This window comes from Nocardiopsis sp. N85 (assembly GCF_028882275.1).
GTDB classification, from domain to species: domain Bacteria; phylum Actinomycetota; class Actinomycetes; order Streptosporangiales; family Streptosporangiaceae; genus Nocardiopsis; species Nocardiopsis lambiniae.
Map to the genome: position 1 here is coordinate 413311 of NZ_JARBUT010000001.1, position 26401 is coordinate 439711.

Here is a 26401-nt window from a genome sequence, read left to right on the forward strand (position 1 = left end):
GGCATCCGCAACCGATGAGTATCGACGTCGCCAACGAGTCCGGCGTCACCACCGTGGACGAGGAGCGGCTCTCGCGTCTGGCCCGGTTCGTCCTGGACGCCATGCGGGTCCACCCGCTGGCCGAGCTGTCCGTGGTCCTGGTCGACGAAGGCCCCATGGCGGACCTGCACGTGCGCTGGATGGACGAACCCGGTCCCACCGATGTGCTGTCCTTCCCCATGGACGAACTGCGCCCCGGCGGCCCCGGCCGCACCAGCGAGCCCGGCGTCCTCGGTGACGTGATCATCTGCCCGCAGGTGGCCGAGCGCCAGGGCGAACAGGCCGGGCACGGCACCGAGGCGGAGATCGACCTGCTGTGCACGCACGGCATCCTCCACCTGCTCGGTTACGACCACGCCGAACCCGAGGAGCACAAGGAGATGTTCGGTCTCCAGGGTGAGATCCTCGCCGCCTGGCGTGAGAGCGAGGCCCCCCGGCCCGCCGAGGGAAGCGAGAGCTCCTGATGAGACCGTCGGTGTGGCCCGATGTCGTGTCCCTGACCACCGGCGAACCCGCCGAGTGGATCACCTCGTTCGCGGTCGCCCTGGTGTTGACCGCCGTGGCCGGGTTCCTGGTGGCCGCCGAGGTCGCCGTCACCCGGGTGATCTCCGTTGGTCTGCCCGGCGGCGGCGCCGAGAAGGGGACCGGCAAGGGGTGGGAGAAGGTGAGCGCCGACCCCACCCGCCACCTCAACGTGCTGCTGTTCCTGCGCGTGGTGTGCGAGGTGTGCGCCGTCATCGCCGCCGCCGTGGGCATGGTCTTCCTGCTGGGTCTGGGCTGGCCCGCGCTGATCCTGACGGCCGTGGCCATGGTCGTGGTGGAGTCGGTGCTCATCTCCGTCACCCCGCGCATCCTCGGCCGCCAGTTCTCCGGACAGTTGGCCCGCGCCTCCGCCACGATCGTCTACCCGATCCAGGTCGTGCTGGGTCCGCTGGCACAGCTGCTGGTCGGGGCGGGCCGGGTGCTCACCCCGCGCGGCAAGGGCGACCGGGAGGGCCCGTTCAGCACCGAGGTGGAGTTCCGCCAGCTGGTGGACCTGGCCGAACAGGGCGATGTCATCGACCCCGAGGAACGCCAGATGATCCACTCGGTGTTCAAGCTCGACGACACCTCGGTGCGCGAGGTCATGGTGCCCCGCCCCGACATCGTCTTCACCGCCCGTGAGGCCGACGCCGACGCCGTGCTCACCCTGGCCCTGGCCAGCGGGTACTCGCGCATCCCCGTCACCGGTGAGGACGAGGACGACGTGGTCGGCATCGTCTACCTCAAGGACCTGGTGGACCAATTGCGCGACCGGTGGGCCGCCGCCGCGGGCAACCCCGACGGCGAGGTGCCGCTCACCGCGGGCGACGTGATGCGTCCGGCCACCTACGTGCCCGACACCAAGCCCATCGACGAACTGCTGCGCGAGATGCAGAAGCAGCGCAATCACGTCGCGGTCGCCATCGACGAGTACGGCGGCACCGCCGGTCTGGTCACGCTGGAGGACATCGTCGAGGAGATCGTCGGTGAGATCACCGACGAGTACGACCACGAGATCCCCCCGGTGGAGTGGCTGGACGAGGGCCGGGTCCGGGTGACCGCCCGGCTCCCCCTGGGCGAACTCGACGAACTGTTCCCCGACAAGGACCTGGACGTCGACGACGTCGAGACGGTCGGCGGTCTGGTCGCGTTCGTGTTGGGGCGGGTCCCGGTCGGCGGCGCTCGGGCCGAATACGCTGGGCTGCGACTCACCCTGGAGGGCAAGAGCAGTCGCCGCAACCGGATGACCACCGTCCTGGTGGAACGTCTTCCCGAGGATCAGGGTGAGGACGCGCGGGACGGGAACAAGAACACAAGGAGCACGGAACAGTGACGGACACCACGAACCTGGGCCCCGAGGACGCCAAGCTCATCACGCTCGCGCGGGCCTCCCGGGCCCGCAACGCGGCCGCTGAGGGGGCCGCGGTGCGCGACGAGACCGGACGCACCTATGTGGCGACCACGGTCTCCCTGCCCTCGCTCCGGCTGAGCGCGCTCCAGGCGGCCGTGGCCGCGGCGGTCTCCGGTGAGGCCACCGCCCTGGAGGCCGCGGTGATCGTCACCGGGGCCGCGCAGCCCACCGAGAACGACCGCGCCGTGCTGGACGACCTCAAGACCCGGACGGTGGTGATCGCCGCCCTCGACGGGGTGCCGGCGAGCATCACCCGCCGTTGAAGAAGGACTCATGAACGACCTCGACCTGGAGAAGTTGCGGCTACCGCTGACGATGCCCTCCCGCCCGGAGGGTTTCCGCAGCGGTTTCGCGTGCTTCGTCGGACGCCCGAACGTGGGCAAATCGACGTTGATGAACGCTCTGGTCGGCCAGAAGGTGGCGATCACCAGCAACCGGCCGCAGACCACGCGGCGCACCGTGCGCGGGATCGTGCACCGGCCCGACGCGCAGTTGATCATCGTCGACACGCCCGGACTGCACAAACCCCGCACCCTGCTGGGGGAACGACTCGACTCCCTGGTGCGATCGACGCTGGTCGAGGTGGACGTCATCGCGTTCTGCCTGCCCGCGAACGAACCGATCGGGCGCGGTGACACCTATATCGCCAGGGAACTGGCCGCCCAGACGAACACCCCGGTGGTCGCGCTGGTCACCAAGACCGACCTGATGGACAAGGGCGCGGTGGGCGAGCAGCTGATGGCGGTGAACGAGCTGGGGGACTGGGCCGACATCGTCCCGGTGTCGGCGCGCGCGTCGTACCAGCTGGAGACCGTCACCGACGTCCTGTGCTCGCACCTGCCCGAGGGTCCGCCGCTGTACCACGACGGCGACCTCACCGACGAGCCGGACGAGATGCTGGTCGCCGAACTCATCCGCGAGGCCGCCCTGGAAGGGGTGCGCGACGAGCTGCCGCACTCGATCGCGGTGGTCGTCGACGAGATGGGGGAGCGGGAGAACACCCGGCCCGGCAAGGAGCTGGTGGACATCTACGCGTCGCTGTACGTGGAGCGTCCCAGCCAGAAGGCGATCGTGATCGGGACCAAGGGCGCGCGTCTGCGCGACGTGGGCTCGCAGGCCCGGAAACAGATCGAGGGGCTGCTCGGGCAGCGGGTCTTCCTCGACCTGCGGGTGCGCGTGGCCAAGGACTGGCAGCGCGACCCCAAGCAGCTGCGCAAGCTGGGTTTCGACCAGCAGACGTAGGCCGCCGGGACATGGACGGGCCCCGGAGCGGACGCTCCGGGGCCCGTCGGCGTTCTCGGTGTGATCCCGCGGCCTACTCGCGGGAGTTCTGGTTGTTGAGGTCGCCGGCGAGGGTGGCGGCGCACCGCTGCACGATGGGAGCGGCGCGGTTGACGAAGTCCCAGCTGACCCGGGCCTCGGGTCCGGAGATCGACACGGCCATCCCGGAGGGGGCGCCCGTGACGGGGACCGCGACGCAGCGCACGCCGATCTCCTGTTCCCCGTCGTCGATGGCGTAGCCGTTGTGGCGGATCGTGTGGAGTTCGGCGACGAACCGTTCGGGATCGGTGATGGTGCGGTTGGTGGCCGCGGGCATCCCGGTGCGCTCGACGGTGGCCAGCGCCTCCTTGTCGTCGAGCTGCGACAGGAGCGCCTTGCCGACCCCGGAGGAGTGGGGCAGGACCCGTCGGCCGACCTCGGTGAACATGCGCATCGCGTGCGGGGAGGGCACCTGTGCGACGTAGATGGCCTTGTCCCCGTCGAGCATGGCGAGGTTGGCGGTCTCCCCGAGTTCCTCCACGAGCCGGGCCAGGTGGGGGCGGGCCCAGGTGCCGAGCATCTTGGCGGCCTTGTCGCCCAGGCCGATGAGGCGGGGGCCCAGAGCGTAACGGCGGGAGGGGAGCTGACGGACGTATCCGTTGCCGACCAGGGTGCGGATGATGCGGTGGATGGTCGGTAGGGGCAGTCCGGAGGCGTCGGCGAGTTGGCTGAGGGAGCTCTCCCCACCGGCGTCGGCCATGATCTCCAGCAGCGCGAACGCGCGGTCGAGGGACTGCACCCCGCCGGAGCGCCGGGCCGTCTCGTCGGGGCGCGCCAGGTCGGCGCCGGTCGTCTGTGAGGCTGCCAAGGGTCGTGCTCCCATGCTGAGGGCCGCTGCGGTCACGCTCCTTATTTTGCAATACGAAAGAGGTTTTTCGCTCCTGCTTTGCCAGGGAACCCGCGAGGCGTGTGCCCTGGGCCACTCGCGACCCTTGTTATTCCGGATGGCAGAAGTTAGTATCCGCATATAGGAATTTGAGCGAGCCCGCAGGGGCGCGCCCACCACGGAGGAGGACATCGGACGTGGCCAAGGACAGCCAACGGGACCTCGCGGAACTGGTCACCGGACTCGACGCCCGACTCGCCGACGCGGACGCCCGCCTGGCACGGGAGTACCCCGGCGCGCGCGGCGGCCGACAGCCTGTGCACAGCGTCTACGTGCCCGCCGACCGGATCGGCCCCGGCCTGGCCGCCGACTGGGGGGAACGGGCCCTGGCGTCGCTCGACACCTACGCCCCCGACCCCGCCGACCTGGCCCGCGTCACCGGGCTGGATGAGGAGTCCGTCGCCGGCGCCCTGCCCCGCGTGCGCGCCAAACTCGCCGACGAACCCATCGAGGACCTGCGCGCCGACTTCGAGGACGGCTACGGCACCCCGGGTGACGAGGCCGAGGACGCCCACACCCGCGCCGTCGCCGAGGCGTTCGTCTCCGACCTGGCCGAGGGCACGGCCACCCCCTACTTCGGCATTCGGATGAAGGGCATGGAGGCGGCCGGTCGACACCGCGGTGTGCGCACCCTCGACCTGTTCCTGCGCACCCTCCTGGAGGGCCACGGCTCCCTGCCCGACAACCTCGTCCTGACCCTGCCCAAGATCACCTCCGTCGAGCAGGTGGAGGCCATGGTCTGGCTCGCCGGGCGTCTGGAGGAGCGGTTCGACCTGCCCGCCGGTCGGCTGCGGTTCGAGTTGCAGATCGAGACCCCCCAGTCGATCCTGCTCCCCGACGGCACCGTCGCGGTCTCGCGCATGATCACCGCCGGCCGGGGCCGGGTCACCGCCCTGCACTACGGCACCTACGACTACAGCGCCGCCTGCGGGATCACCGCGGCCCACCAGAGCCTGGCCCACCCGGTGGCCGACCACGCCAAGTCCGTCATGCAGGTGGCCGCCGCCGGTACCGGCGTGTGGCTCTCCGACGGGGGCAGCAACATCCTGCCCGTCGGCACGCCCGAGGAGGTGCACGCCGCCTGGCGGCTGCACGCCGGGCTGATCCGCCGCTCCCTGGAACGCGGTTTCTACCAGGGCTGGGACCTGCACCCGCACCAGCTGCCCATCCGCCACCTGGCCGGTCACGTCTTCTATCGTGAGGCGTTCGCACCGGCGGCCGCGCGGCTGCGCACCTACCTCGGATCCGTGGAGGGCGGCAACGTCGCGGACGAGCCCGCCACCGCCCAGGCGCTGGCCTCGGTGCTGGCCCAGGGGCTGCGCTGCGGCGCCCTGGACGAGGCGGAGGTCGCCGAGGCCACCGGTACCGACGCCGTAGCCCTCCTGGCCCTGGCCACGCGCCGGGTGGGACAGGGCTGACCTCCTCCGGGTGAGGGGGGCCGGCGGAGGGGGACCCGCCGCCGGTGCTCGACGTCGGGACGCCCGGGCGCCTTCGCGGGCCCGGGCGTCCCCGTGAAGGAAGGGTAGGAGATGGACCGTCACGATCTGGTCGTCCGCGCCGAACGGGCGCTCACCCCGGACGGGGAGCGGCCGATCACCGTCGGCGTACGCGAGGGCAGGGTGACCGATGTCCTGGACGGCGCCGACGCGCCCCTGACCGGTGACCGGGAGCTGCGCGCCGCCGACGACGAGGTACTGCTGCCGGGGCTGGTGGACAGTCACGTCCACGTCAACGAACCCGGGCGCACCGAGTGGGAGGGGTTCGCCTCCGCCACCCGGGCCGCCGCCCTGGGCGGGGTCACCACCCTGGTCGACATGCCCCTCAACAGCGTTCCGCCCACGACCACGGTCGCCGGACTGGACGCCAAGCGGGCCGCCGCCGACGGCGCGCTGGCGGTGGACGTGGGCTTCTGGGGCGGTGCCGTCCCCGAGAACAGCCGTTCCGACGCCACCGGGGAGCTGACCGCCCTGTGGACGCGCGGGGTGTTCGGGTTCAAGGCGTTCCTGTCGCCCTCGGGCGTGGACGAGTTCGGTCACCTGTCGGCCGGGGAGCTGACCACGGCGGCCGAGGCGATCGCCGCGTTCGACGGGCTGCTCATCGTGCACGCCGAGGATCCCGACGTGCTGGCCGCCGCCCCCGTCGCCGCCGGACGCGACTACGCCGCGTTCCTGGCCTCGCGGCCCGACGAGGCCGAGACCCGGGCGATCGCGCTGGTCATCGAGACGGCTCGGCGCACCGGGGTGCGGGCGCACATCCTGCACCTGTCCAGCGCCGCCGCGTTGCCGCTCATCGCACGGGCTCGGGAGGAGGGCGTCCGCCTCACCGTGGAGACCTGCCCCCACTACCTCACCCTGGCGGCCGAGACGGTCCCGGCGGGCGCCACCGGTTACAAGTGCTGCCCGCCGATCCGCGACGAGGGCAATCGCGATCTGCTGTGGCGGGCGCTGCGCGACGGGCTCGTCGACTGCGTCGTCAGCGACCACTCGCCGAGCACCCCCGATCTCAAAGACCTCGACACCGGCGACTTCGGCACCGCCTGGGGAGGGATCTCCGGGCTCCAGGTCGGGCTGCCGGCGGTGTGGACCGAGGCACGACGGCGCGGTGTCCCCCTGGCGGAGGTCGTCGGCTGGATGTCGTCCGCGCCCGCCCGGGTCGCCGGGGTGCCGGGCAAGGGGGCGATCGTGCCCGGGGCCGACGCCGACCTGGTCCTCTTCGCCCCGGAGGAGGAGGTGCGCGTGGACGCCCGGGACCTGGCCCACCGCAACCCGGTCAGCGCCTACGACGGCGCGATCCTGACCGGCCGGGTGCGGCGCACCCTGCTGCGCGGGGTCGAGGTCACGGCGACCTCCACGACGGGACGGATGATCCGGCGGCCCTGAGCGGCCATCGCCCGGGGGCGGCGCATCCCGCGGGGTGCGCCGCCCCCGGTGTTCCGCTGACGGGGGCCGCCCGGAGACGGCGGTCAGCCCCGGGTGGCCGCCCACCGGTGCTCCAGTTCGGCGGTCCCGGTCGGGGTCGGGGACCCGTACACGTGCAGGCGGGCGATGCCGCCGTCGGGGAAGACGTCGGCGCGCACGTGGGTGGCGGTCACCGGCGCGTCGAACACGAACCGGTGGATGCCGTCCGGCTCCAGTCGTGTGCGGCCCACGATCTCGAACCACGCCTCGGGGTCGGCGCCGTGCGCGTCGCGTCCCAGGACGGTGACCCACCCGGCGGAGTTGCCCTTGTAGTAGGAGGTGTCCAGCTCCAGGGCGCGGATCTCCCCCTGGGCCGCCAACCGGAAGCGCACCCAGTCGTGGCCGGTGTCGCGGCGGCGCCGGTTCTCCCAGCCGTCGTCCATCTTGTGGGAGCGGCCCGGCGCGATGATGTTGGCGGGGGAGGAGTAGAACCGGTCGGAGGCGTCCTCCACCGCGCCGCCGTTGACCAGGGCGACCAGGTCGAAGGCGCCCAGGGCGGCCAGCCAGGAGGGGTCGGCGACCGGCTCGCCGTGCACGCGCAGGCGGGCGACGCCGCCGTCGGGGAACTGCCGGAGTCGCAGGTGGGTCCAGCGGTGCCCGTCGGCGACCTCGAACCCGTTGGCGGCGTGCCCGTACACGGGTGTGCGGGCCACGAGTTCGGTCCACTCCGCCTTGAGCAGATCGTCGGTGGTGGGGGTCCCCTCCACGTGGGCGGCCTCCACGCTCACCTCGGTGGGGTGATTGCCGCGGAAGTGGGCGGTGTCCACGATCAGCCCGCGGACCACCCCGGGCAGGGCCAGCCGGATCAGCGCCCAGTCGTGGTCGTCGGCCGAGGGGTGCGGGCGGTCGGCGTCGGGGCCGCGCCGTCTCCGGGTCTCCCAGCCGTCCATGACCTTGCCCTTGTGCCCGAAGGCGTGCGGGTCGAACACCGCGGGTTCGGGCCGCAGCAGGTTCTCGCGGTCGGCGAAGAACTCGTCGTTGGCGGCGACCACGGCGCCCCCGAGCCTGCGATCCGCGAGATCCACCAGGGCGCCGAAGTCGAGTGCGGCGCCCCGGTAATCCGCGTAGGGGTCACCGCCCGGGTAGGGGCGGGCGTTGTAGGCGCGCGGATCGAAGGTCGGAGTCGTGCTCATGGTCCTCCTCGTCGTGACGGGTCGTTCGGACACGTCCAGACTGACAGGAGGAATCGGTCATTTCCAGCGAAACTTTTCGATCATCATGTTCACGAGAACTGAACGTTCGCGGTGGCCAGGGTGGCGGCCCGGTCGATGAGGGCGCCCAGGGTCACGGCGATCTGCGGACGTTCGCGCGATCCGGCGCGCACCGCCCAGACCACGTGCCGACGCGGCCGGTCCTCGTGCAGGACCCGCAGGTCCACACCGGGCGCGTCACCGGTGGCGGCCAACCGGGGCACCAGCGCCACCCCCAGCCCCGCGGCGACCATGTCGAGGATGGCCCGCCAGTCGGAGGCCACGTGCGCCTGTTCGGGAACGAACCCGGCCTGGGCGCAGGCCGCGACGGTGATGTCCCGCCAGGGACCGGCGGCGCCGTAGATCCACGGTTCCCCGGCCAGGTCGCGCAGGCGCAGCGCCGGGACCCCGGACGACCGGTGGTGGACGGGCAGGGCCGCGTCCAGGGGGTCGGTGAGCAGCTCCCCCCGGTCGAAACGGTCGTCGCGCCCGGTCGGCGCCTGGGCGGCGAGAGACAGGCCGATGTCGATCTCCCCCGCCGCGAGCAGGTCGTACACCTCCGAGGCCTCGGCCTGGTGGACCCGTACGGTCAACCCCGGGTGGACGCCGCGCACCGCGCTCAGCGCGGGCACCACCAGGCCGGGCACGGCCGTGGCGAACGCGCCCACGCGCACGGTCCCCGACCCGCCCCGGGCGAACCCGTCCAGTTCGGCCTCGGCCCGCTCCAGTTGGGCCAGCACGATGTCGGTGTGCCGCAACAGGACCCGGGCGGCGTCGGTGAGCCGCACCCGGCGCCCGTGCGGCTCCAGCAGTTCCACTCCCACCTGGCGGGACAGGGCGGACAACTGCTGGGAGACGGCGGAGGGGGTCGTGCACAGGGCCTCGGCGGTGGCGCGCACCGTCCCGACCCGGTCGAGCGTGCGCAGCACGCGCAGCTTGCGCAGATCCCAGTCGGTCATGGATCAGACATACCATTCGACCTCGGTGAACAGAAGCGGCGGAACGGTGAGGGCGGGTGCGCCCGATGACGCGCACCCGCCCTCACCGAGGGGGATCAGGGCCGTTCGGCGTCCTCCTCGCGATGGGCGGCCCCCGCCTGATCGGTGTACTCGGCCTCACCGGGACCCGTGCCGCCGATCTCCTCGATCGCCGCCGGGGCCTCCCGCGCCCCGCCGCCGATGACGTTGAAGCAGACGTTCAGCAGGATCGCCACCACCGCGGCGCCGATGATGCCCGAGTGCGCGATCATCTCGACCGACGCGGGCAGGAACGCGTAGAACGTCGGGTAGGCCAGCGGGATGACCGCCACCCCGAACGCGGCGGCCACCAGCACCAGGTTGAGGTTGCGGCCGAAGTCCACCTTGGCCAGCGTCTTCACGCCGCTGGCGGCCACGCTGCCGAACAGCACCAGACCGGCGCCGCCCAGGACCGGGGCGGGCAGGGCGGCCATGACCCCGCCCAGGATCGGGAACATCCCCAGCAGGACGAGGATGCCCGCGCCCACCGCCACCACGTAGCGGCTGCGGACGCCGGTCAGCGCCAGCAGCCCGATGTTCTGCGCGAACGAGCTGGTGGGGGTGGAGTTGAGGATCGGGCCGATGATCGACCCGCTGACGTCGGCGCGCAGCCCGGCGGAGATGCGCGCGGCGTCCACCCGGGAGCCGGTGATCTCGCCGACCGCGATGATGTGCGAGGCGCCCTCGGTCAGGACGACCAGCATGATGACGCACATGGTGACGATCGCGGCGACCTCGAAGCGCGGGGGGCCGAAGTAGAACACCGAGGTGGGGTCGAACACGATGTCGGCCTCGCCGACCCGGCTGAAGTCGGCCATGCCCAGGGACAGCGCCACCAGGGTGCCCACGAGCATGCCCAGCAGGACGGACAACCGTCCCCAGACCCCGGGAAGCACCCGGGAACCGATGAGGATGACGGCCAGCGTGACCCCGGCCAGGGCCAGGTTGGCCAGGGGGGCGGCGGGGACCGTCGTGCCGTCCGCGCCGGTGTGCGTGCCCCCGTCCATGATCCACCGGGCGGCGACCGGCATGAGGCTGATCCCGATGACGGTGATGATCGTGCCGGTCACGATCGGCGGGAAGAAGCGGATGAGCTGCCCGAAGAACGGGGTCAGGCACAGGGCGAAGACCCCCGCGGCCAGCGAGGCGCCGAAGGCCACGGGCAGGTTCTCGCCGTCCTGCCCGGCGGCCAGGGCGGTGATGGCGCTGACCGGGACGAAGGAGGCGGCGACCACGATCGGCATCTGGGCGCCGATCCTGCGGTGGCCGACGGTCTGGAGGAGGGTGGCGATCCCCGCCACCAGGAGCGCGCCGCTGACGAGTATGCCCATGGAGGCGGGGTCGTTCGCGAGTCCGGCGGCGGCGCCGATGACGAGGGCCGGCGCGACCGCGCCGGCGTACATGGTGAGGATGTGCTGCATCCCGTAGACGAGCAGCAGCCGCAGCGGCGGCTTCGCGTCCTCGGGGCGGGAGGGGAGGGTGACGTTCGTAGTGGCCGAGTCCTTCGCGGACGGACTGTTCGACATGGGCCGGTTTCCAGCCTTTGTGTTGGCGACCACGGGGGGTGGTCGGGTTCTCGGGCGCACGCGCCCGACGAATCGCACCGCCGCGCGTCCCGTTTCCGGGCACGCCGAGGGCGGGCAGCCCGCTGCGCCGCGGGCAGGCGAGGGGTCACCTCGGACCGGGGAGGGCCGGGGCCCGGCCGCACGTCGGGCCCCGGTGGTCAGGAGACGATCAGACGAAGCCCGGGACGGTCTTCCACGCGTCGCCCGGCTCGGGGGCGTCGTCGCGCTCGACGACGGCCTCGATCTTGCCGTAGGGGCGGTCGGCGGCGAAGAACACCTCGTTCGGGTTGTCCAGCCCGAACGGCGTCAGGTCCACCGGGAAGTGGTGGTTGTTGGGCATGGAGAAGCGGATCTCGGCGACCTCGGGGTGCGCCTCCAGGACGGCCCTGCCCATCTCGAAGAGGGTCTGCTGGAGGGCCAGGCTGTGCGTGTTCGCGAAGGCCTCCAGGCACAGGGCGCGGATGGAGGCGTAGGCCTTGTCGAAGTCGTGGTCGGTGCCGACGTAGCGCCAGCGGGCGGTGACGTCGGTGGCCAGGATCCGGTCGGTGGTCTCCCGCAACGTGGTGTAGCGGGTCTTGGGGTAGCCGTGGAACTCCGAGCCGGTGGACTTCAGGACGGTCAGGCCGGTGAAACCGGAGAGGACCCACTCCCGGTTGCCGTCCTTGGTGACGACGGTGGTGCGGGTCTCGGCGTTGTTGCGCACGAAGGAGTGATCGTGCGGCCCCGCGGAGGTGGTGATGCGCTCCCAGGAGTACTCCTCGATCTCCTGGCGGGCACCGCGCACGTACTCGTGCTCGTCCACGAAGTGGCGGGCCAGGCGCAGGGCGAAGTCCTCGATGGCGCCGACGCCGCCCCACTCGCGGGCCTTGGCGTAGACCGTGTTCTTCTGGGTGTCGGTCGGCAGGCACGTGGCGTTGTCGCCGACGGTGTGGACGTCCTCCAGGTCGCCGCGGAGCTGGGAGGTGACGTTGACGTCCTTGATCCGGTGCACGTCGGTGTGGCGGTCGACGTGGACGAGGCGTACCTCGGCCTTGCCGTACTGGTTGTCTCCGAGTCTGATGCCCATCAGGGTGAACTCCATCCGTATGGATAAGTCTTCGTCGTTGGCGTCGTGAGCGCCGTGCGTACGAGGGAGGACCGCTGTGGTCATGCGGAAGGACCTGTCACGCACCCTGAGTCTGTGATCCCGCGTTCGTTCCCTGCCCTGGGCGTGTCCCTTCTGTCGCGGGGAGGTGTCGGATACCGGCGCGGTCGCGGACTACGAGCCCCGGTAGGTCGAGTAGGCGAACGGGCTGAGCAGGAGCGGCACGTGGTAGTGGGCGTCCTCGTCGGCGAGGTCGAACACGATGGAGACCTCGGGGTAGAAGCCGCGCTGTCCGGTCGCCGTGAAGTAGGCGGCGGTGTCGAAGGTGATCCGGTGGTATCCGGCGGCGAGCCGCTCGGGCCCCAGGTCGCCGACCCGTCCGTCGTCGTCGGTGCGCCCCTCGGCCACCGTCCTCCAGGAGGCGCGGTCGGCGTCGGAGGCCGCTTCCAGCCGGACGGGTACACCGGCCGCGGGGCGGCCGAGCGCGGCGTCGAGGATGTGGGTGGTCACGTGGCTCATGCCGTCGCCTCCAGGAGTTTGACCAGGCGCAGGGCGGCGATCCCCCGGAGTTCGTCGCCGACCACCGCCAGTTCGGTGTCGCGGTCGTTGTCGAGACGTCCCACCAGGTCGGCCAAGAGGTCGCGGGCGCCGCGGCCGCTGGCGCAGACCAGGTAGATCTGCCCGAACCGTTCCTCGTACTCCCGTTGGGCGTACTGGAAGATCCGCTGGACGCGGACGGCGGCGTCGTCGGTGTCGGCGGCGAAGGCGGACTGTTCGCCCCGCGACCACGCCGCCTCGGTGTCCCGCCCGTGGGCCTTCTCGCCGATGCGCGGGTGGCGGGCCAGCGCCGAGGCGACCTCGTCGGCGGTGATGGCGCGGGCGTGGGCGTCGGCCGTGTCGAGGAGGGCGGCGCGGTCGGCGTAGGGCGCGGCGGCCGCGACGGCCCGCACCCAGCGTTCCACGTCGAGGCACCGCGCCAGTTCGGTGCGCAGCTCCTCCTCCGACAGGGCGTTGAGCCGCTCCAATCCCAGGTCGGGCCGGAGGTCCGGCTCCGCCGAGGTGCTTTCGGGCATGGGTTCTCCCGTGGCCCGGCCGAAGCCGGGCTTTCGTAGTGCAGACATGCGATTCCGTATGACGGATTGGAGGGACTCTAATTGATGGGAGTGTGACCTTGTCAACACTCGCAAGGGGTATCCGGCGAAAAACAGGCGGATTCATGACATCCCCGGAAGAACCTCCGAACATGCGTGTCCCCGTGCGGGAGCGGCGTCGACGGGGGAGCGCGGGCGGCGTGGCGGGCGAGGGTCGGCGCGCGGGGCGGTTGACAACCGGGGGCGACCGGGCCCACACTCATGTCATTCCTCAAAGTGAAAAGCAAGTTCCGCATAGCGGAATCTGATGCCGGAGGTAGTGCATGAGCCACACCCTCGGGTACACGGTGAACTGCTCCATGCTGTTCACCGAACTGCCCCTTCACGAGCGCCCGCAGGCCGCACGCGACGCCGGGTTCGACGCGGTCGAGTTCTGGTGGCCGTTCGAGAGCGCCACCCCGCCCCGCGAGGAGATCGACGCCTTCGTCGCCGCCCTCGACACCGCCGGGGTCCGCCTCACCGGCCTCAACCTCTTCGCCGGCGCCCTGCCCGGACCCGACCGGGGCGTGCTCTCACAGCCCGCGCGCTCCGCCGAGTTCCTCGCCAACCTCGATGTCGTCGTCGCCATCGCCGAACGCACCGGCACCACCGCCTTCAACGCCCTCTACGGCCTGCGCCAGGACGGGGTCGACCCCGCCGAACAGGACCGGCTGGCCCTGGAGAACACCGTCGCCGCGGCCGAGGCGGTCGCCCGGGTCGGCGGCATCGTCCTCATCGAGCCGCTCAGCGGCGCCGAGGGCTACCCGCTCAGGACCGCGCGCGACGGACTCGACTTCGTCGCGAAGGTCCGGGAGGCCGGGGCCGACAACGTCGCCCTCCTCGCCGACCTGTACCACCTGGCCGTCAACGGCGACGACGTCGCCGCCGTGGTCCGCGACCACGCCGCGGAGTTCGGACACGTCCAGATCGCCGACGTCCCCGGCCGGGGAGAGCCCGGCACCGGCGCGCTCCCCATCGACGACCTGCTCACCGCCGCCCAGGCCGGCGGCTACCAGGGCCTCGTCGGACTGGAGTACAAGCCCACCGTCCCCACCGAACAGAGCCTCGGTCGACTGCGCTGAGCCCGCATCGACCCCGCGCGTCCCACAGCCACGAAGAAAAGGGGGCACCCCCGTGTCCATCCGCAAGGTCGCCTTCATCGGACTCGGCATCATGGGCCTGCCCATGGCCGTCAACCTCGCCCGCGCCGGATACACCGTCACCGGCCACAACCTCTCCCCCGAGCGCGTGGACGCCCTCGTCGCCGAGGGCGGCCTGCGCGGCGGCTCCGTCGCCGGGGCGGTCGCCGACGCCGACGCCGTCATCACGATGGTCCCCGACTCCCCGGACGTCGAGGCCCTCCTGCTCGGCGCGGACGGCGTCTTCGAACACGCCGGGCCCGGCACGCTCGTCATCGACATGAGCACCATCCGCCCCGACGTCTCCCGCGCCGTGGCCGCCGCCGGTACCGAACGCGGCTTCCGGGTCCTGGACGCCCCGGTCAGCGGTGGCGAGGCCGGTGCCGTCGAGGCCGCACTGTCCATCATGGTCGGCGGCTCCCGCGAGGACTTCGACGCGGCCCGCCCGCTCTTCGACGTCCTGGGCACCACCCCGGTCCTGGTCGGCCCCCACGGGTCCGGGCAGACCGTCAAGGCCGCCAACCAGCTCATCGTCGCCGGCAACATCCAGCTCCTCGCCGAGGCCCTGGTCTTCCTGGAGGCCCACGGTGTGGACACCGAGGCCGGCCTGGAGGTGCTCGGCGGAGGCCTGGCCGGCAGCACGGTGCTCCAGCGCAAGGGCGCCGCCATGCGCGAGCGCGACTTCGCCCCCGGCTTCCGCATCGCCCTGCACGACAAGGACATGCGCATCGTCACCGACTCCGCGCGCGCCGCCGGGGTGGCGATCCCGCTGGGCGCCCAGGTCGCGCAGTACGTCGCCGCCCTCGCGCGGCAGGGACACGGCGGCCTCGACCACTCCGCGCTCCTGAAGATCGTCGAGGGGCTCTCCGGCCGCGAGTAGCCGCCGACCACGCGGCGGAACCGAGCACTCCGCCGCCCGAGCCGCACCGGCACCCGCGCGTGTTGGCCGCACCGCGGGATCCGCCGGGCCCGGCTCCCACCGATCCTCCCCCTAGCACCGAAGGAACAGCCATGGCACGGATGCCCGTGATGAACGCGGTCGTCGAGGTTCTGAAGGACGAAGGCGTCGACACCGCCTTCGGCTGCCCCGGCGCCGCCATTCTGCCCCTCTACAAGGCGATGGAGGACGTCGGAGGGATCGAGCACCTCATCGTCCGCCACGAGGAGGGCGCCACCCACATGGCCGACGGCTGGTCGCGCACCACCGGCGGTGTCGGTGTGGCCATCGGTACCTCCGGCCCGGCCGGCACCAACATGATCACCGGCCTGTACACCGCGATCGCCGACTCCATCCCGATCGTGTGCGTCACCGGCCAGCAGCGCACCGACCTGCTGGACAAGGAGGGTTTCCAGGCGGTCGACATCGTCGAGATCGCCAAGCCCGTCACCAAGTGGGCGGTGCAGATCAAGGAGGCGGCGACCGCCCCGTGGATCTTCCGCGAGGCGTTCCGGATCGCCCGCGAGGGCCGGCCCGGCCCCGTCCTCATCGACATCCCCGTGGACGTCGCCCAGCAGGTCATCGAGTACGACCCCGAACTGGACGCCCCGCTCAAGGTCGACACCGTCGCACCCCACCCGCCCCGGGTCGAGCGCGCCCTGGACCTGCTGCTCGCCGCCGAGCGCCCGCTGATCCTGGCCGGCGGCGGCGTCATCCTCGCCGAGGCCTCCGACGAACTGCGCGAACTCGCCGAGTACCTGAGGGTCCCCGTCCAGGTCACGCTCATGGGCAAGGGCTCCTTCGACGAGGACTCGCCCCTGTACGCGGGCATGACCGGCGTGCAGACCTCCCAGCGCTACGGCAACGCCTCGTTCCTGGAGTCGGACCTGGTCCTGGCCGTGGGCGCGCGCTTCGCCGACCGGCACACCGGTCGGATCGACGTCTACCGGGGCGAGCGGACGTTCATCCACGTCGACGTCGAGGCCACCCAGATCGGCCGGGTCTTCGAACCCGACCTGGGCGTGGTCTCCGACGCCCGCCTCTTCCTGCGCGAACTGCTGGCCGCCGCGAAACGGCGCGACGCCCGAGCCCGGGTCGAGGGCTGGGTCGACCGGGTCGGCGAGCTCAAGTCCACCCTCACCCGACGCGAGGACTTCGACACCGTCCCCATCAAGGCGCCGCGCGTCTACAAGGAGATCAACGAGGTCTTCGACGAGGACACCTACTTCGTCACCGCCATCGGCCTCTACCAGATCTGGGGCGGCCAGCACCAGAAGGCGTACAAGCCGCGCCGTTACCAGATCTGCGGCCAGGCCGGTCCGCTGGGCTGGGAGATCCCGGCGGCCATCGGCGTCAAGAAGGCCCTGAAGAACACCGAGCCGGACGCCGAGGTCGTCGGCATCGTCGGCGACTACGGGTTCCAGTACATGGTCGAGGAACTGGCGGTCGCCGCCCAGTACAACGTCCCGTACGTGCTCGTCATGCTCAACAACGAGTACCTGGGCCTGATCCGTCAGGCGTCCATCCCCTTCGAGATGAACTTCCAGGTGGACATCCACTACGACGAGTACGGCACCGACAACGTCAAGATCATGGAGGCCTACGGCTGCTCCGGCCGCCGGGTCTGGGAGCCCGGGGACGTCCGCGACGCCCTGGAATGGGCCCGCAAGGAGGCCAAGGCCACGTCGCGGCCGGTGCTCGTGGAGATCATGATCGAGCGCGAGGCCAACACCCCGCACGGTCCGTCGATCGACGCGGTCAAGGAGTTCGAGCCGCTCCCCGGCGCCTGACCTCCCGCCTCGGCCCGTGCGATGGCGCTCGGGGAACGAGAACCCCCGGGACGTTCACTCCGGGCCTTGCGGAACCCCGTGGGCGCCACCGCCCCCAGGCCGCCGCCGACGGAGGCCTCCCGCGCTCCGGTCCGCGGCGAACAACGGCCCCTCTGCCCGACCCTGTCGGGGGGAGGGGCCGTCCAGGCGCGGGGTCAGCCGCAGTGGGCGTCCTCCTCGCCGATGATGCGGTACGGGCAGTCGGCGTAGTCGAGCAGCCGCAGCACGGCCTCCTTGTTACGGGCCGTCTCCCGTTCGATCACCGACGACGGCGGGTAGAAACCGCCGCCCCAGGCGCTGCGAGGGTACATCTCATACGTGAAATTGATGATGCGCTGGTCGCCCCACAGCCAGTCGTTGATCGACCCGTCGGTGATGTACAGGTCGCTCGCCTGCTGCGGCGTGTACCCGTTGGCGTCGGCCATGTGGGTGCCCAGCGCGACGTGGGTGTCGTACTCCGCGCGGGTCATCCCGCTGGTGACCTCGTTGTAGGTGTAGCCGAACGGCCACAGGATGAGCTCGCTGTAGGTGTGGAAGTCGATGGCGGCGGTGATCTGCTGCTCGCCGCCCACGACCCGGCTCCGCACGAAGTCGGCGATCACCCTGACCTCGGGAGCCGATTCGGGGGCCGGACCCCGGTAGGTGATGCTGCTCGGGTTGCCGGAGGAACCGCCGCAGCAGCCCCACCTGTAGTCCCAGTTGCGGTTGAGGTCGGTGCCGATGGCGGAGGTGCCCGCGTTGGGCTGGCGGTTCTTGCGCCAGTTCCGCCAGTTGGTGCCCGCCATGTCGTACTCGGAGCCGTCCGGGTTGACGTTGGGGACGATCCAGATCTCCCGTTCGTCGACCAGCCCGGTGATGCGCTGATCGGTGCCGTACCCGTCGGTGAGCAGGTCGAGCAGGTACACGGCCATTTCGACGGTGAGGTGCTCGCGCGCGTGCTGGGCGTGCGTGAACAGCACCTCCGGCTCGTCCTCGTCGGTGCCGACGTTGTCGCTGATCTTGATCGCGACGATGTCGCGGCCCTGATGGGAGGTGCCGATGACCGTGCTCGCGGCGATGTCGGGGTGATCGGCGGTGACCTCGTCGACGATGTCGAGGAGTTCGGGGTACGTCGTGTACCCGGGGTCGGGGTTGGCGAACGGCTGCGGGATCTCCAGCAACTCCACCCCGAACCCGAGGTCGGCGATCTCCTCGGCGTCGTCGGGGGTGGCGGTGACCAGTACCGCGTCGGCGGCGACCTGGTCGATGGCGGCACCGGTCGAGGCGATGGCGGTGCGTTCCCGCGGGGTCTCGACACCGTCCACCCGGTACAGGTCGTACTCGGGTTCGGCGGTCGCGCTCCCGGGGGCCAGGGCGCCGAGCAGGAGGGCGGCGGTGGTCAGGGGGACGAGGGTGCGACGGACGCCCTTGGGGATGCGGGCGCGTCGGGGGGACGGGAAACGGGTGGTCTCCACGAGATGCCTCCGTGAGCGGGGGTGAGGCGATCGGACACGGTGGCGACATTGCAAAGGAGATCAACACGTTCTGTCAATATTCATGATCTCTGAGTCATGAACGTATGTTTGCCGTCGAAAGGGGCGAAACCCCACTTCGCGCCCGTCGGGCCCGGTCCTCCCGCCGCGGGTACCCCGTCCCCACCCGGCCACATCCGGCCGGCCGCCTACCGGGGCTGAGGTTCCCGGGCGGGGGCCAGGGCCAGGGCGATCGCCGCCTCCAGCGACAGGGCGCGCCCCTCGGCCCCGGCCCGCTCCGTCGCCTCCTCGCCCAGCAGGGCGCGCGCGGCGTTCAGGATCCGGTCCACGTCGAAGCGTTCGGCCTCGGGCATCGGCACCCCCGCCTCCTCCCTGGCCCGCTCGGCGGCGCCCACCAAACGCGCGGCGGACCGCCCGTCGCCCGCCAGGGCCGCGGCGCCCGCCAGTCCTTCCAGGGCCAGCGCCACCGTACGCGGATCCCCGCTCTGGCGCGCGTCCCCCAACCCCTGGAGGTGCAGGTCACGGGCTTCGTCGGCGTCCCCGCGCAATTCGGCGGCGAACCCCAGCTCGGCCAACGCGAACGCGGACCCCGGCCGGTACCCGTCCATGCGATGGGTGGCCAGCACCTCGTTCATGTACTCCTCCGCGAGGTCGAGGTCGCCCCGGCGGCGGGCGGTCATCCCCAGCCCGGCGACGCTGAACCGCCGTCCCGCGTGGAACGCCTGCTCGGCCGCGATCCGCAGGGCCCGCAGGTTGTACTCATCGGAGGTGCGCAGATCCCCGGTCAGCATGTGCACCCGGGCCAGCCGGCCCAGCTCGTCCACGACCGTCGGCCACAGTCCCAGGCGTTCGGCGTGCTCCAAGGCGAGTCCGTGGCGGTGCGCGGCCTCCGCGTAGGCGCCCTCGATGCCCGCGACCACCCCCAACAGGCTGTTCGCCCGGGCCGCCCCCCACGGTTCACCGGTCCGGGAGAACAGGGCCAGGCTCCGGTCGGCGTCGTGGCGGGCGGCGCGCAGGTCGCTGCGGCGCAGCGACCGCCATCCGCGCAGGTGAAGCGAGAACGCGGTCCACCACGGTTCGTCGGTCGTCTCGAACACCCGAAGCGCCACGGCCAGCCGGTCGTCGACCGAGGAGCCTTCTCCTCGATCCGGGTCGGCGAAGGGGGCCATGAACACCAGCAGGGCCTCCGCGCGCGCCGCCGCCCGGGGGTCGGTCAGCCGTTCGGTGAGCCGGACCGCCGCGAGCGCGGACTCGGGCGCGCCCTGTTCCGCGCACTCGGTGACGCCCAGCGCGGCGTGCCACAAGAGGGCCTCGGCCCGATCGGCGGGCGCGGCCGTCCCCTCGGCCGCCAACGCCCGCGACAGCAGCCGGTACCCCTCCCGGTACCGTCCGCTCAGGTACCAGAACCAGCCGTGGTAGGCGGCGATGCGCAGCGCGATGTCCGCGTGCCCGTGGTCCGCGGCCCACTCGATCGCCGTGCGCACGTCGACCGCCCGCAGGTCGGACTCGGCCGGGTGCGGGTCCAGGGTGAAGTCCCGCGCCTCACCGCGTCCCGAACGCTCGGCGATGTGCCGTGCGTACCGGTACCGCGTCCGGTCCTCCTCCCCGGCGGCCACCGACCGTTCCCCGGCGTAGGCGCGGATCGTCTCCAACAGGCGGTACCGGGTACCGCCCCGCTCCACCGCGATCAGCGACCGGTCCACCAGCCCGGCGAGGATCCCGGCGACGTCGGCCGCCGTCACCGCGGGCTCTCCGTCCGGGTCGGCGGCGACCACCTCCGCCGTCTCCAGGGTGAACAGACAGGTCGGAACCGAGAGCCGGCGCAGCACGGCGCGCTCGGCCCCGGTCAACAACCGCCAGCTCCAGTCGACCGTCTCCCACAGGGTGCGCCTGCGGTCGTAACCGCCGGTGCCCAACACCCGGAACCGGTCGTGCAGCCGGTCGGCCAATCGGTGCACCCCCAGGGACCGTACCCGGGCGGCGGCCAGCTCCAAGGCCAGCGGAAGCCCGTCGAGGTGCCTACAGATCGCGGCCACCGCTTCGGCGTTGGACCCGTCCACCGCGAAGCCGGGCACGGAGGCCGCCGCCCGACGCACGAACAGGGTCGCGGCGTCGGACGCGGCCACCTCCTCGGGAGAGGATCCGGTGGGCAGCCCCAAGGGATCCACCCGGTGCAGACGCTCACCCGGGATCCCCAGCGGTTCGCGGCTGGTGGTCAGCACGCGCAGCCCCGGCGCGGCCCCCAGCAGCCGGGTCACCAGGTCCGCCACCGACGCGATCAGGTGCTCGCAGTTGTCCAGGACCACCAGGGCCGGCTCCTGCCCCAGGGACTCGGCGATGCGGGCGGTCATCGGCCGGGCCGACCCCATGCGGGGGGTCTCGTCGTGGATGCCCAGTACGGCGGCGACGTCGTCGGCCACCCCGTCACCGGCGTCGCCGTCGCGCCCCGAGAGCTCCACGAACCACACGGGGCCGAACCGGCCGTCCTCGACGCCGACCGAGGCCAGGGCCATGGTGGTCTTGCCGACCCCGCCGGGGCCGAGCAGTGTGGTCAGCCGTGACTCGGTGAGGTTCCGGCGTACCTCGGCGACACAGGCGTCCCGTCCCACCACATCGGTGACGGGAGCGGGGACCGAACCCCGGGACCTCCCGGAGGGCGCCGTCGTCCCGGTCGCCACGACGTGGGGGTGATGCTCCGTCGCCGCCCGAGGCGGAGCGGCCGGGGTCAGGGCGGGGGACTGGGCGAGGATGTCCTCGTACAGCCGGGTGATCTCCGGCCCCGGGTCCACGCCGAGCTCCTCGGTCAGCGACTCGCGCAGCCTCCGGTGGCTCTCCAACGCCTCGCCCTGGCGGCCCGCGCGGTACAAAGCGAGCATGTGCGCCGCCCGCAGCCGCTCCCGGACGGGGTGCTCGCGCACCAGCTCACCGAGTTCGGCGACCAGTTCGGGGCCCTCGCCCAGGTCCAACCTGGCCCGGACGCGGTCCTCCAGGGCGGCCAGCCTCATCTCCTCCCACCGGGCCAGGGGCGCCGCGGCGAAGGGGGCGTCGGCGTGGTCGGCCAGGGCCGGGCCCCGCCACAGCGCCAACGCCTCGTTCAGGATCCGCACCCGTTCCCGGGGGGCCTCGGCGGCACGGGCCGCGGTGATCAGGACCTCGAACCGGCCCGCGTCCACGTCGTCGGCGTCCACCCGCAGCCGGTAGCCGGACGGGCCCGACGCCACCCGGACGCGGTAGCCGGGCTCGGCCCGGTCCAGGGCGCCGCGCAGGCGGGACACCGCGGTCTGCACCGCACCCGCCGGATCCGGGGGAGGGGCGTCCCACAGCTCGTCGATCAGCCGGTCGACCGATACGGCCTCGTCACGGTGGGCGAGCAGCAGGGCCGCCAGGGCGCGCACCTTGGCCCCCGGTACGCGCACGGTCGTGCCCTCGTCGGTCCACACTGCCAACGGCCCCAGCACCCCGAATCGCATGCCGGAAAGCCTATACGCGGCCCCTCGGGCCCGGTCTCGGGTGAGAGCCGGGTCACGACAGCGGGCGGACAGCGCGCGGCAAGGGGACGGACGGCGCTCCGTCCTAGGTTCCGAGTGTTCCCGAGGGCGCGGCCCTCACCATCGAGAACCCCGGAGGACCACCGTGAACGAGTCCCTGTTCCAGCCGACGAAGATCGGTCGGTACGAGGCGGCCAACCGCCTGTTCATGGCCCCGATGACCCGTTCGCGCGCCTACGGCGGCCGCCCGGACGCGCTCGTCGCCGAATACTACGCCCAGCGGGCGGCCGCCGGACTGATCATCACCGAGGGCGTCCAGCCCAACGTGCGCGGCCAGGGCTACATCGACACCCCCGGTCTGCACGGGCCCGAGCAGGTGGAGGCGTGGAAGGCCGTCACCGGTGCCGTCCACGAGCGCGGCGGGCTCATCTTCGCGCAGATCATGCACACCGGCCGCATCGGCCACCCGTTCCTGTACCCGGACGGTGGCCTGCCGGTGGGCCCGTCCCCGGTCGCCTCGGGCGAGTCGCTGTTCGACGGCTCGGGCATGGTCCCGCACCCGGTGCCCCGGGAGCTGACCGTCGCGGAGATCCAGGAGGTCGTGGACGACTTCGCCGCGGCCGCCGGCAACGCGATCGCCGCCGGTTTCGACGGGGTGGAGCTGCACGGGGCCAACGGCTACCTGATCAACCAGTTCCTCTCGGACGAGTCCAACCTCCGGGACGACGAGTACGGGGGCGACGCCGAGCGCCGTTCCCGGTTCGCGATCGAGGTGGTGGACGCGGTGGCCGACGCCATCGGAGCCGACCGCACCGCCCTGCGCATCTCGCCGTCGAACGGCTACAACGGCATCGTCCAGAGCGACCCGGTCGAGCAGTACACGGCCCTGCTGGAAGGGTTGCGCCACCGTTCCGACCTGGCCTTCCTGCACACCGCGCAGATCGGTGGCGCCGAGCACACCCCGCTGGTCCGCGAGCTGTGGGAGGGGACCCTGGTCGTCAACCCGGCGACGGGGCTGGACCTGTCGGGCGTGGACACGGCCCTGGGGCGGGGCGCCGACGCGGTGGCCCTGGGCGCGGCCTGGCTGGCCAACCCCGACCTGGACGTCCGCCTGCGCGCGGGCGCCCCGCTCAACGAGCCGGACGCCGCGACCTTCTACGGCGGCGACCACTCCGGGTACACCGACTACCCGTACCTCCAGAGCGCCTGACGCCGAACGGTCCGCCGCCCGCGTCCTCGTCGGCCGGGACGCGGGCGGCGGACCGTTCCCGGAGAGCGGTGTCGACCGCGACCTTCTCGGCCTCGGCCGGAGCCTCCTCATCGACGTCGGTCGGTGTCCCGGGCGGGGTCGCCTCCCGAGTGAACGGACCCGGGGTCGAGTGAGCGCCGGGGTGGACGTCGACGCGCGGGAAAGGAGAAATCCCGCCGGGGGACAGGCGCTGCCGTCGTCCGCGGCTTACGTGTACACGGCGCGGCGCGACGGCGGCCTCGGGTGTTGGCCGCACCCTGGGTCCCCCGGCGGGATTCGAACGACCCCCCTAGCACTGAAGGGTTCGGGTCAATGGTACAGACCTCTCCTTTGTATCTCGAAGTCGAGGTATCGGTTTTCTCGAAAACGAGATATCGATGGCGAGGGGCGGATGAATCCCGGTCATCCCCGTGTTCAAGGAAACGCAGGTCACGTGAGACGCATCCCATCATGTGGACGGGGAGTACCGGCATTTCCGGGCCGTCTGCTAGCGTGGCCCCCATCATGCTGTGCGAGCTGCTCCTTCTTAGCGGCCGCGGCGGGGGTCGTTAGTACGGGTCGGCTCCCTCGCCGCGGGGCTTCGGCTTGTCCACGGTCGGCCATTGACCACGCACCGCGATTCCTAGGAGCCACCAGATGGTGCCCCAGCAGCAGACCTCCCCCATGCCGTTCCAGCGCTACGCGCCCTTCAAGTCGATCGATCTGCCCGATCGCACGTGGCCGTCCAAGACCATCACCGAGGCGCCCCGCTGGCTGTCCACGGACCTGCGCGACGGCAATCAGGCCCTGATCGAGCCCATGGACCCCGCCCGCAAGCGCGAGATGTTCCAGCTGCTGGTGAAGATGGGCTACAAGGAGATCGAGGTCGGCTTCCCCGCCGCCAGCCAGACCGACTTCGACTTCGTCCGGTCCCTGATCGAGGACGGCCTGATCCCCGACGACGTCCAGATCTCGGTCCTGACCCAGGCCCGCGAGGACCTGATCGAGCGCACCGTACAGAGCCTGATCGGCGCCCGGCGCTCCACCGTGCACCTGTACAACGCCACCGCGCCCACCTTCCGCCGCGTCGTGTTCAAGGTGGACCGCGAGGCCTGCAAGGCCATCGCCGTCGAGGGCACCCGCCACGTCATGCGCTTCGCCGAGCGGTACCTGGGCGACACCGAGTACTTCGGCTACGAGTACTCGCCCGAGATCTTCATCGACACCGAGCCGGACTTCGCCCTGGAGGTCTGCGAGGCCGTCATGGACGTGTGGAACCCCGGTCCGGGTCGGGAGATCATCCTGAACCTGCCGGCCACCGTCGAACGCTCCACCCCCAACGTCTACGCCGACCAGATCGAGTGGATGAGCCGCAACCTGTCGCGGCGCGAGCACGTGGTGGTGTCGGTACACCCCCACAACGACCGCGGTACCGGTGTCGCCTCGGCGGAACTGGCCGTCATGGCCGGCGCCGACCGCGTCGAGGGCTGCCTGTTCGGGCACGGCGAGCGCACCGGCAACGTCTGCCTGGTCACCCTGGGCCTGAACCTGTTCAGCCAGGGCGTCGACCCGCAGATCGACTTCTCGGACATCGACGAGATCCGCCGGACCGTCGAGCACTGCACCCAGTTGCCCGTCGCCCCCCGCCACCCCTACGGCGGCGACCTGGTCTACACCGCCTTCTCCGGCTCCCACCAGGACGCCATCAAGAAGGGCTTCGCCGCCCTGGAGGCCGACGCCGAGGCCGCCGGGGTCCCCGTGGACGCGTACGGCTGGGACGTGCCCTACCTGCCCATCGACCCCAAGGACGTCGGCCGCAACTACGAGGCCGTCATCCGGGTCAACAGCCAGTCCGGCAAGGGCGGCGTCTCCTACATCATGCAGCGCGACCACTCCCTGGACCTGCCCCGCCGCTTGCAGATCGAGTTCTCCCAGGCCATCCAGAAGTACACCGACGCCGAGGGCGGCGAGTTCTCCGGCGACCGCATCTGGGAGATCTTCTCCGACACCTACCTGACCGACCGGGGCCCGGTCGCGGTCCTGGCGCACCGGTCCTCCACCGACGCCGACGGCACCTACCGGATCGAGGCCGACGCCCGCGTCAACGGCGAGATCCGCGAACTGGTCGGCACCGGCAACGGCCCCATCTCCGCGTTCTGCGACGCCCTGACCGACGTCGACGTCAAGGTCCGGGTCATGGACTACGTGGAGCACTCCATGGGTGCCGACGGCGACGCCCGCGCCGCCGCCTACGTCGAGGCCGAGATCGAGGGCCGGGTGGTGTGGGGCGTGGGCATCCACAGCAGCATCACCACCGCGTCGCTGCGCGCCCTGTGCAGCGCCATCGGTCGCGCCTGACACGATCCGACGTGGGGCCCGCGGCGACGCCGCGGGCCCCACGCCCGTCACAGGGTCCCGAACGGGCCGGGGTCGGCCCCGCCCATCCCGGTGCGGAACTCCCGGTGCAGCGCCACCAGCTCGCCGAACGGCACCGGCCGCCGGGAGACCGCCGCCGGGTTCCGCGCGGCCTCCTTCGTCCACAGGGACGGGGACGCCGCCAACCCCTGGTCCGGTGTCAACCCCGCCACCGACTCCCGCCACCCGGGCCAGCGCAGATCGGCGTAGAAGTTCTCCAGGTTGTGCTCCTCCAGCATCCACGGCAGCCACGAGGAGTAGGCGGCCTCCAGCGGCTCCCACGCCAGGGAGTCGGGGGCGAAGTACACCATCTCCCCGGGGCGCCCCGGATACCGGTCGTCCTCGCAACCGGGGCCGTTGAGCGCGAAGATCCCGCCCAGCACGTCGTGCCCCACGATCAGGCGCACCGGGGGCCCGTGCACCACCGCGGCGCTCAGGTCGTTCACCTCGCCCAGACCGGGCAGCTCCGGGCCGCCGCCCCCGTACACCCGCAACCATCCGTCGTCCACGAGCAGGCCGCCGCTCTCCAGCGCCATCGCGCCGAGGAACGAACGCGCCGTGATCTGCAACCGGTGCAGGCAGGTCCGCCCCCTGTCCGGGTCGCCGGGCAGCGCGCGCACCGGCACCCGCGCGCGTTCCAGGTGTTCGATCACCACCGGCCAACCGGGCCGTTCCACCTCGACCAGCTCACTGAGTTCGCGCACCCGTACCCTCCCACCCATCTGTTCGCCGCGGTGCCGCTCACCCTAGTACCGCCCCCGGACACCTCGCCC

Annotated in this window: 21 protein-coding genes; 11 read left to right on the plus strand and 10 right to left on the minus strand. The window is 71.9% G+C overall.

From position 1 onward, the window contains the following. Positions 1–14 precede the first annotated feature (14 nt). The 4 genes from ybeY to era are packed head-to-tail and all read left to right on the plus strand — an operon-like array spanning position 15 to position 3214. On the plus strand, positions 15–503 hold the full coding sequence (ybeY, locus tag PWG71_RS01660; RefSeq protein WP_274807650.1) for an rRNA maturation RNase YbeY: 489 nt from the start codon (positions 15–17) through the stop codon (positions 501–503). Next, the gene (locus PWG71_RS01665; protein WP_274807651.1) at positions 503–1894 is read left to right on the plus strand and encodes a hemolysin family protein; all 1392 of its coding nucleotides are present in this window, start codon (positions 503–505) and stop codon (positions 1892–1894) included. Before ybeY ends, PWG71_RS01665 begins: the two co-directional genes overlap by 1 nt. After that, a complete protein-coding gene (locus PWG71_RS01670; protein WP_274807652.1) occupies positions 1891–2235 on the plus strand; it encodes a cytidine deaminase in 345 nt (114 codons plus the stop codon). The genes PWG71_RS01665 and PWG71_RS01670 overlap by 4 nt, the downstream gene beginning before the upstream one ends. 10 nt (positions 2236–2245) lie before the next feature. Then, positions 2246–3214, plus strand: coding sequence for a GTPase Era (gene era, locus PWG71_RS01675; protein ID WP_274807653.1), 969 nt, complete (start codon positions 2246–2248; stop codon positions 3212–3214). 73 nt (positions 3215–3287) lie between these two features. Here the strand turns inward: era and PWG71_RS01680 are convergent, their stop codons facing one another. Next, the gene (locus tag PWG71_RS01680; protein ID WP_274808108.1) at positions 3288–4031 is read right to left on the minus strand and encodes an IclR family transcriptional regulator; all 744 of its coding nucleotides are present in this window, start codon (positions 4029–4031) and stop codon (positions 3288–3290) included. Positions 4032–4315: 284 nt separating this feature from the next. On the opposite strand from PWG71_RS01680, the gene PWG71_RS01685 reads away from it, so the two are divergent. Together PWG71_RS01685 and allB are read left to right on the plus strand one after the other, a co-directional pair. Next, positions 4316–5596, plus strand: a complete 1281-nt coding sequence (locus tag PWG71_RS01685) for a DUF6986 family protein (protein WP_274807654.1) — start codon at positions 4316–4318, stop codon at positions 5594–5596. A gap of 111 nt (positions 5597–5707) precedes the next feature. Next, positions 5708–7057: an allantoinase AllB gene (gene allB / locus PWG71_RS01690; RefSeq protein WP_274807655.1), complete on the plus strand. Its 1350-nt coding sequence runs from the start codon at positions 5708–5710 to the stop codon at positions 7055–7057. Positions 7058–7140: 83 nt separating this feature from the next. Here allB and alc read toward each other — a convergent pair whose 3' ends face one another. From alc to uraD, 6 genes are all read right to left on the minus strand, one after another. Then, positions 7141–8268, minus strand: a complete 1128-nt coding sequence (gene alc, locus PWG71_RS01695; protein ID WP_274807656.1) for an allantoicase — start codon at positions 8266–8268, stop codon at positions 7141–7143. An 89-nt stretch (positions 8269–8357) separates the two neighbouring features. Then, entirely contained in the window at positions 8358–9284 is a 927-nt protein-coding gene (locus PWG71_RS01700) for a LysR family transcriptional regulator (protein ID WP_274807657.1), read from the minus strand. 95 nt (positions 9285–9379) lie between these two features. Beyond that, complete coding sequence (locus PWG71_RS01705; protein WP_274807658.1) at positions 9380–10867, minus strand: nucleobase:cation symporter-2 family protein; 1488 nt, start codon at positions 10865–10867, stop codon at positions 9380–9382. A 208-nt stretch (positions 10868–11075) separates the two neighbouring features. After that, positions 11076–11972 (minus strand): factor-independent urate hydroxylase, encoded by an 897-nt coding sequence (gene pucL, locus PWG71_RS01710; RefSeq protein ID WP_274807659.1) that lies wholly within the window; start codon positions 11970–11972, stop codon positions 11076–11078. 192 nt (positions 11973–12164) lie between these two features. Continuing rightward, positions 12165–12509 (minus strand): hydroxyisourate hydrolase, encoded by a 345-nt coding sequence (uraH, locus tag PWG71_RS01715; RefSeq protein WP_274807660.1) that lies wholly within the window; start codon positions 12507–12509, stop codon positions 12165–12167. Then, positions 12506–13063 (minus strand): 2-oxo-4-hydroxy-4-carboxy-5-ureidoimidazoline decarboxylase, encoded by a 558-nt coding sequence (gene uraD, locus PWG71_RS01720; RefSeq protein WP_274807661.1) that lies wholly within the window; start codon positions 13061–13063, stop codon positions 12506–12508. The genes uraH and uraD overlap by 4 nt, the downstream gene beginning before the upstream one ends. A 341-nt stretch (positions 13064–13404) precedes the next feature. Here uraD and PWG71_RS01725 point away from each other — a divergent pair, with 341 nt between their 5' ends. The 3 genes from PWG71_RS01725 to gcl all read left to right on the plus strand — a co-directional run bounded on the left by PWG71_RS01725 (position 13405) and on the right by gcl (position 16986). Further along, positions 13405–14202, plus strand: a complete 798-nt coding sequence (locus tag PWG71_RS01725; protein ID WP_274807662.1) for a hydroxypyruvate isomerase family protein — start codon at positions 13405–13407, stop codon at positions 14200–14202. A 52-nt stretch (positions 14203–14254) separates the two neighbouring features. Next, a complete protein-coding gene (locus tag PWG71_RS01730) occupies positions 14255–15139 on the plus strand; it encodes a 2-hydroxy-3-oxopropionate reductase (RefSeq protein ID WP_274807663.1) in 885 nt (294 codons plus the stop codon). A 131-nt stretch (positions 15140–15270) separates the two neighbouring features. Next, positions 15271–16986 carry a glyoxylate carboligase gene (gene gcl, locus PWG71_RS01735; protein ID WP_274807664.1) on the plus strand — a complete coding sequence of 572 codons (1716 nt, stop codon included), beginning with the start codon at positions 15271–15273 and terminating at the stop codon, positions 16984–16986. A gap of 194 nt (positions 16987–17180) precedes the next feature. Here the strand turns inward: gcl and PWG71_RS01740 are convergent, their stop codons facing one another. Then, positions 17181–18479 (minus strand): M14 family metallopeptidase, encoded by a 1299-nt coding sequence (locus PWG71_RS01740; protein ID WP_274807665.1) that lies wholly within the window; start codon positions 18477–18479, stop codon positions 17181–17183. Positions 18480–18685: 206 nt separating this feature from the next. Continuing rightward, the gene (locus PWG71_RS01745; protein WP_274807666.1) at positions 18686–21967 is read right to left on the minus strand and encodes an AfsR/SARP family transcriptional regulator; all 3282 of its coding nucleotides are present in this window, start codon (positions 21965–21967) and stop codon (positions 18686–18688) included. A 163-nt stretch (positions 21968–22130) separates the two neighbouring features. On the opposite strand from PWG71_RS01745, the gene PWG71_RS01750 reads away from it, so the two are divergent. Both PWG71_RS01750 and leuA read left to right on the plus strand, forming a co-directional pair. Continuing rightward, complete coding sequence (locus PWG71_RS01750) at positions 22131–23195, plus strand: alkene reductase (RefSeq protein ID WP_274807667.1); 1065 nt, start codon at positions 22131–22133, stop codon at positions 23193–23195. A gap of 675 nt (positions 23196–23870) precedes the next feature. Next, positions 23871–25571, plus strand: a complete 1701-nt coding sequence (gene leuA, locus PWG71_RS01755) for a 2-isopropylmalate synthase (protein ID WP_274807668.1) — start codon at positions 23871–23873, stop codon at positions 25569–25571. 47 nt (positions 25572–25618) lie between these two features. On the opposite strand, the gene PWG71_RS01760 is transcribed toward leuA, so the two are convergent. Next, positions 25619–26332: a DUF2625 family protein gene (locus PWG71_RS01760; protein WP_274807669.1), complete on the minus strand. Its 714-nt coding sequence runs from the start codon at positions 26330–26332 to the stop codon at positions 25619–25621. Positions 26333–26401: the final 69 nt, after the last annotated feature.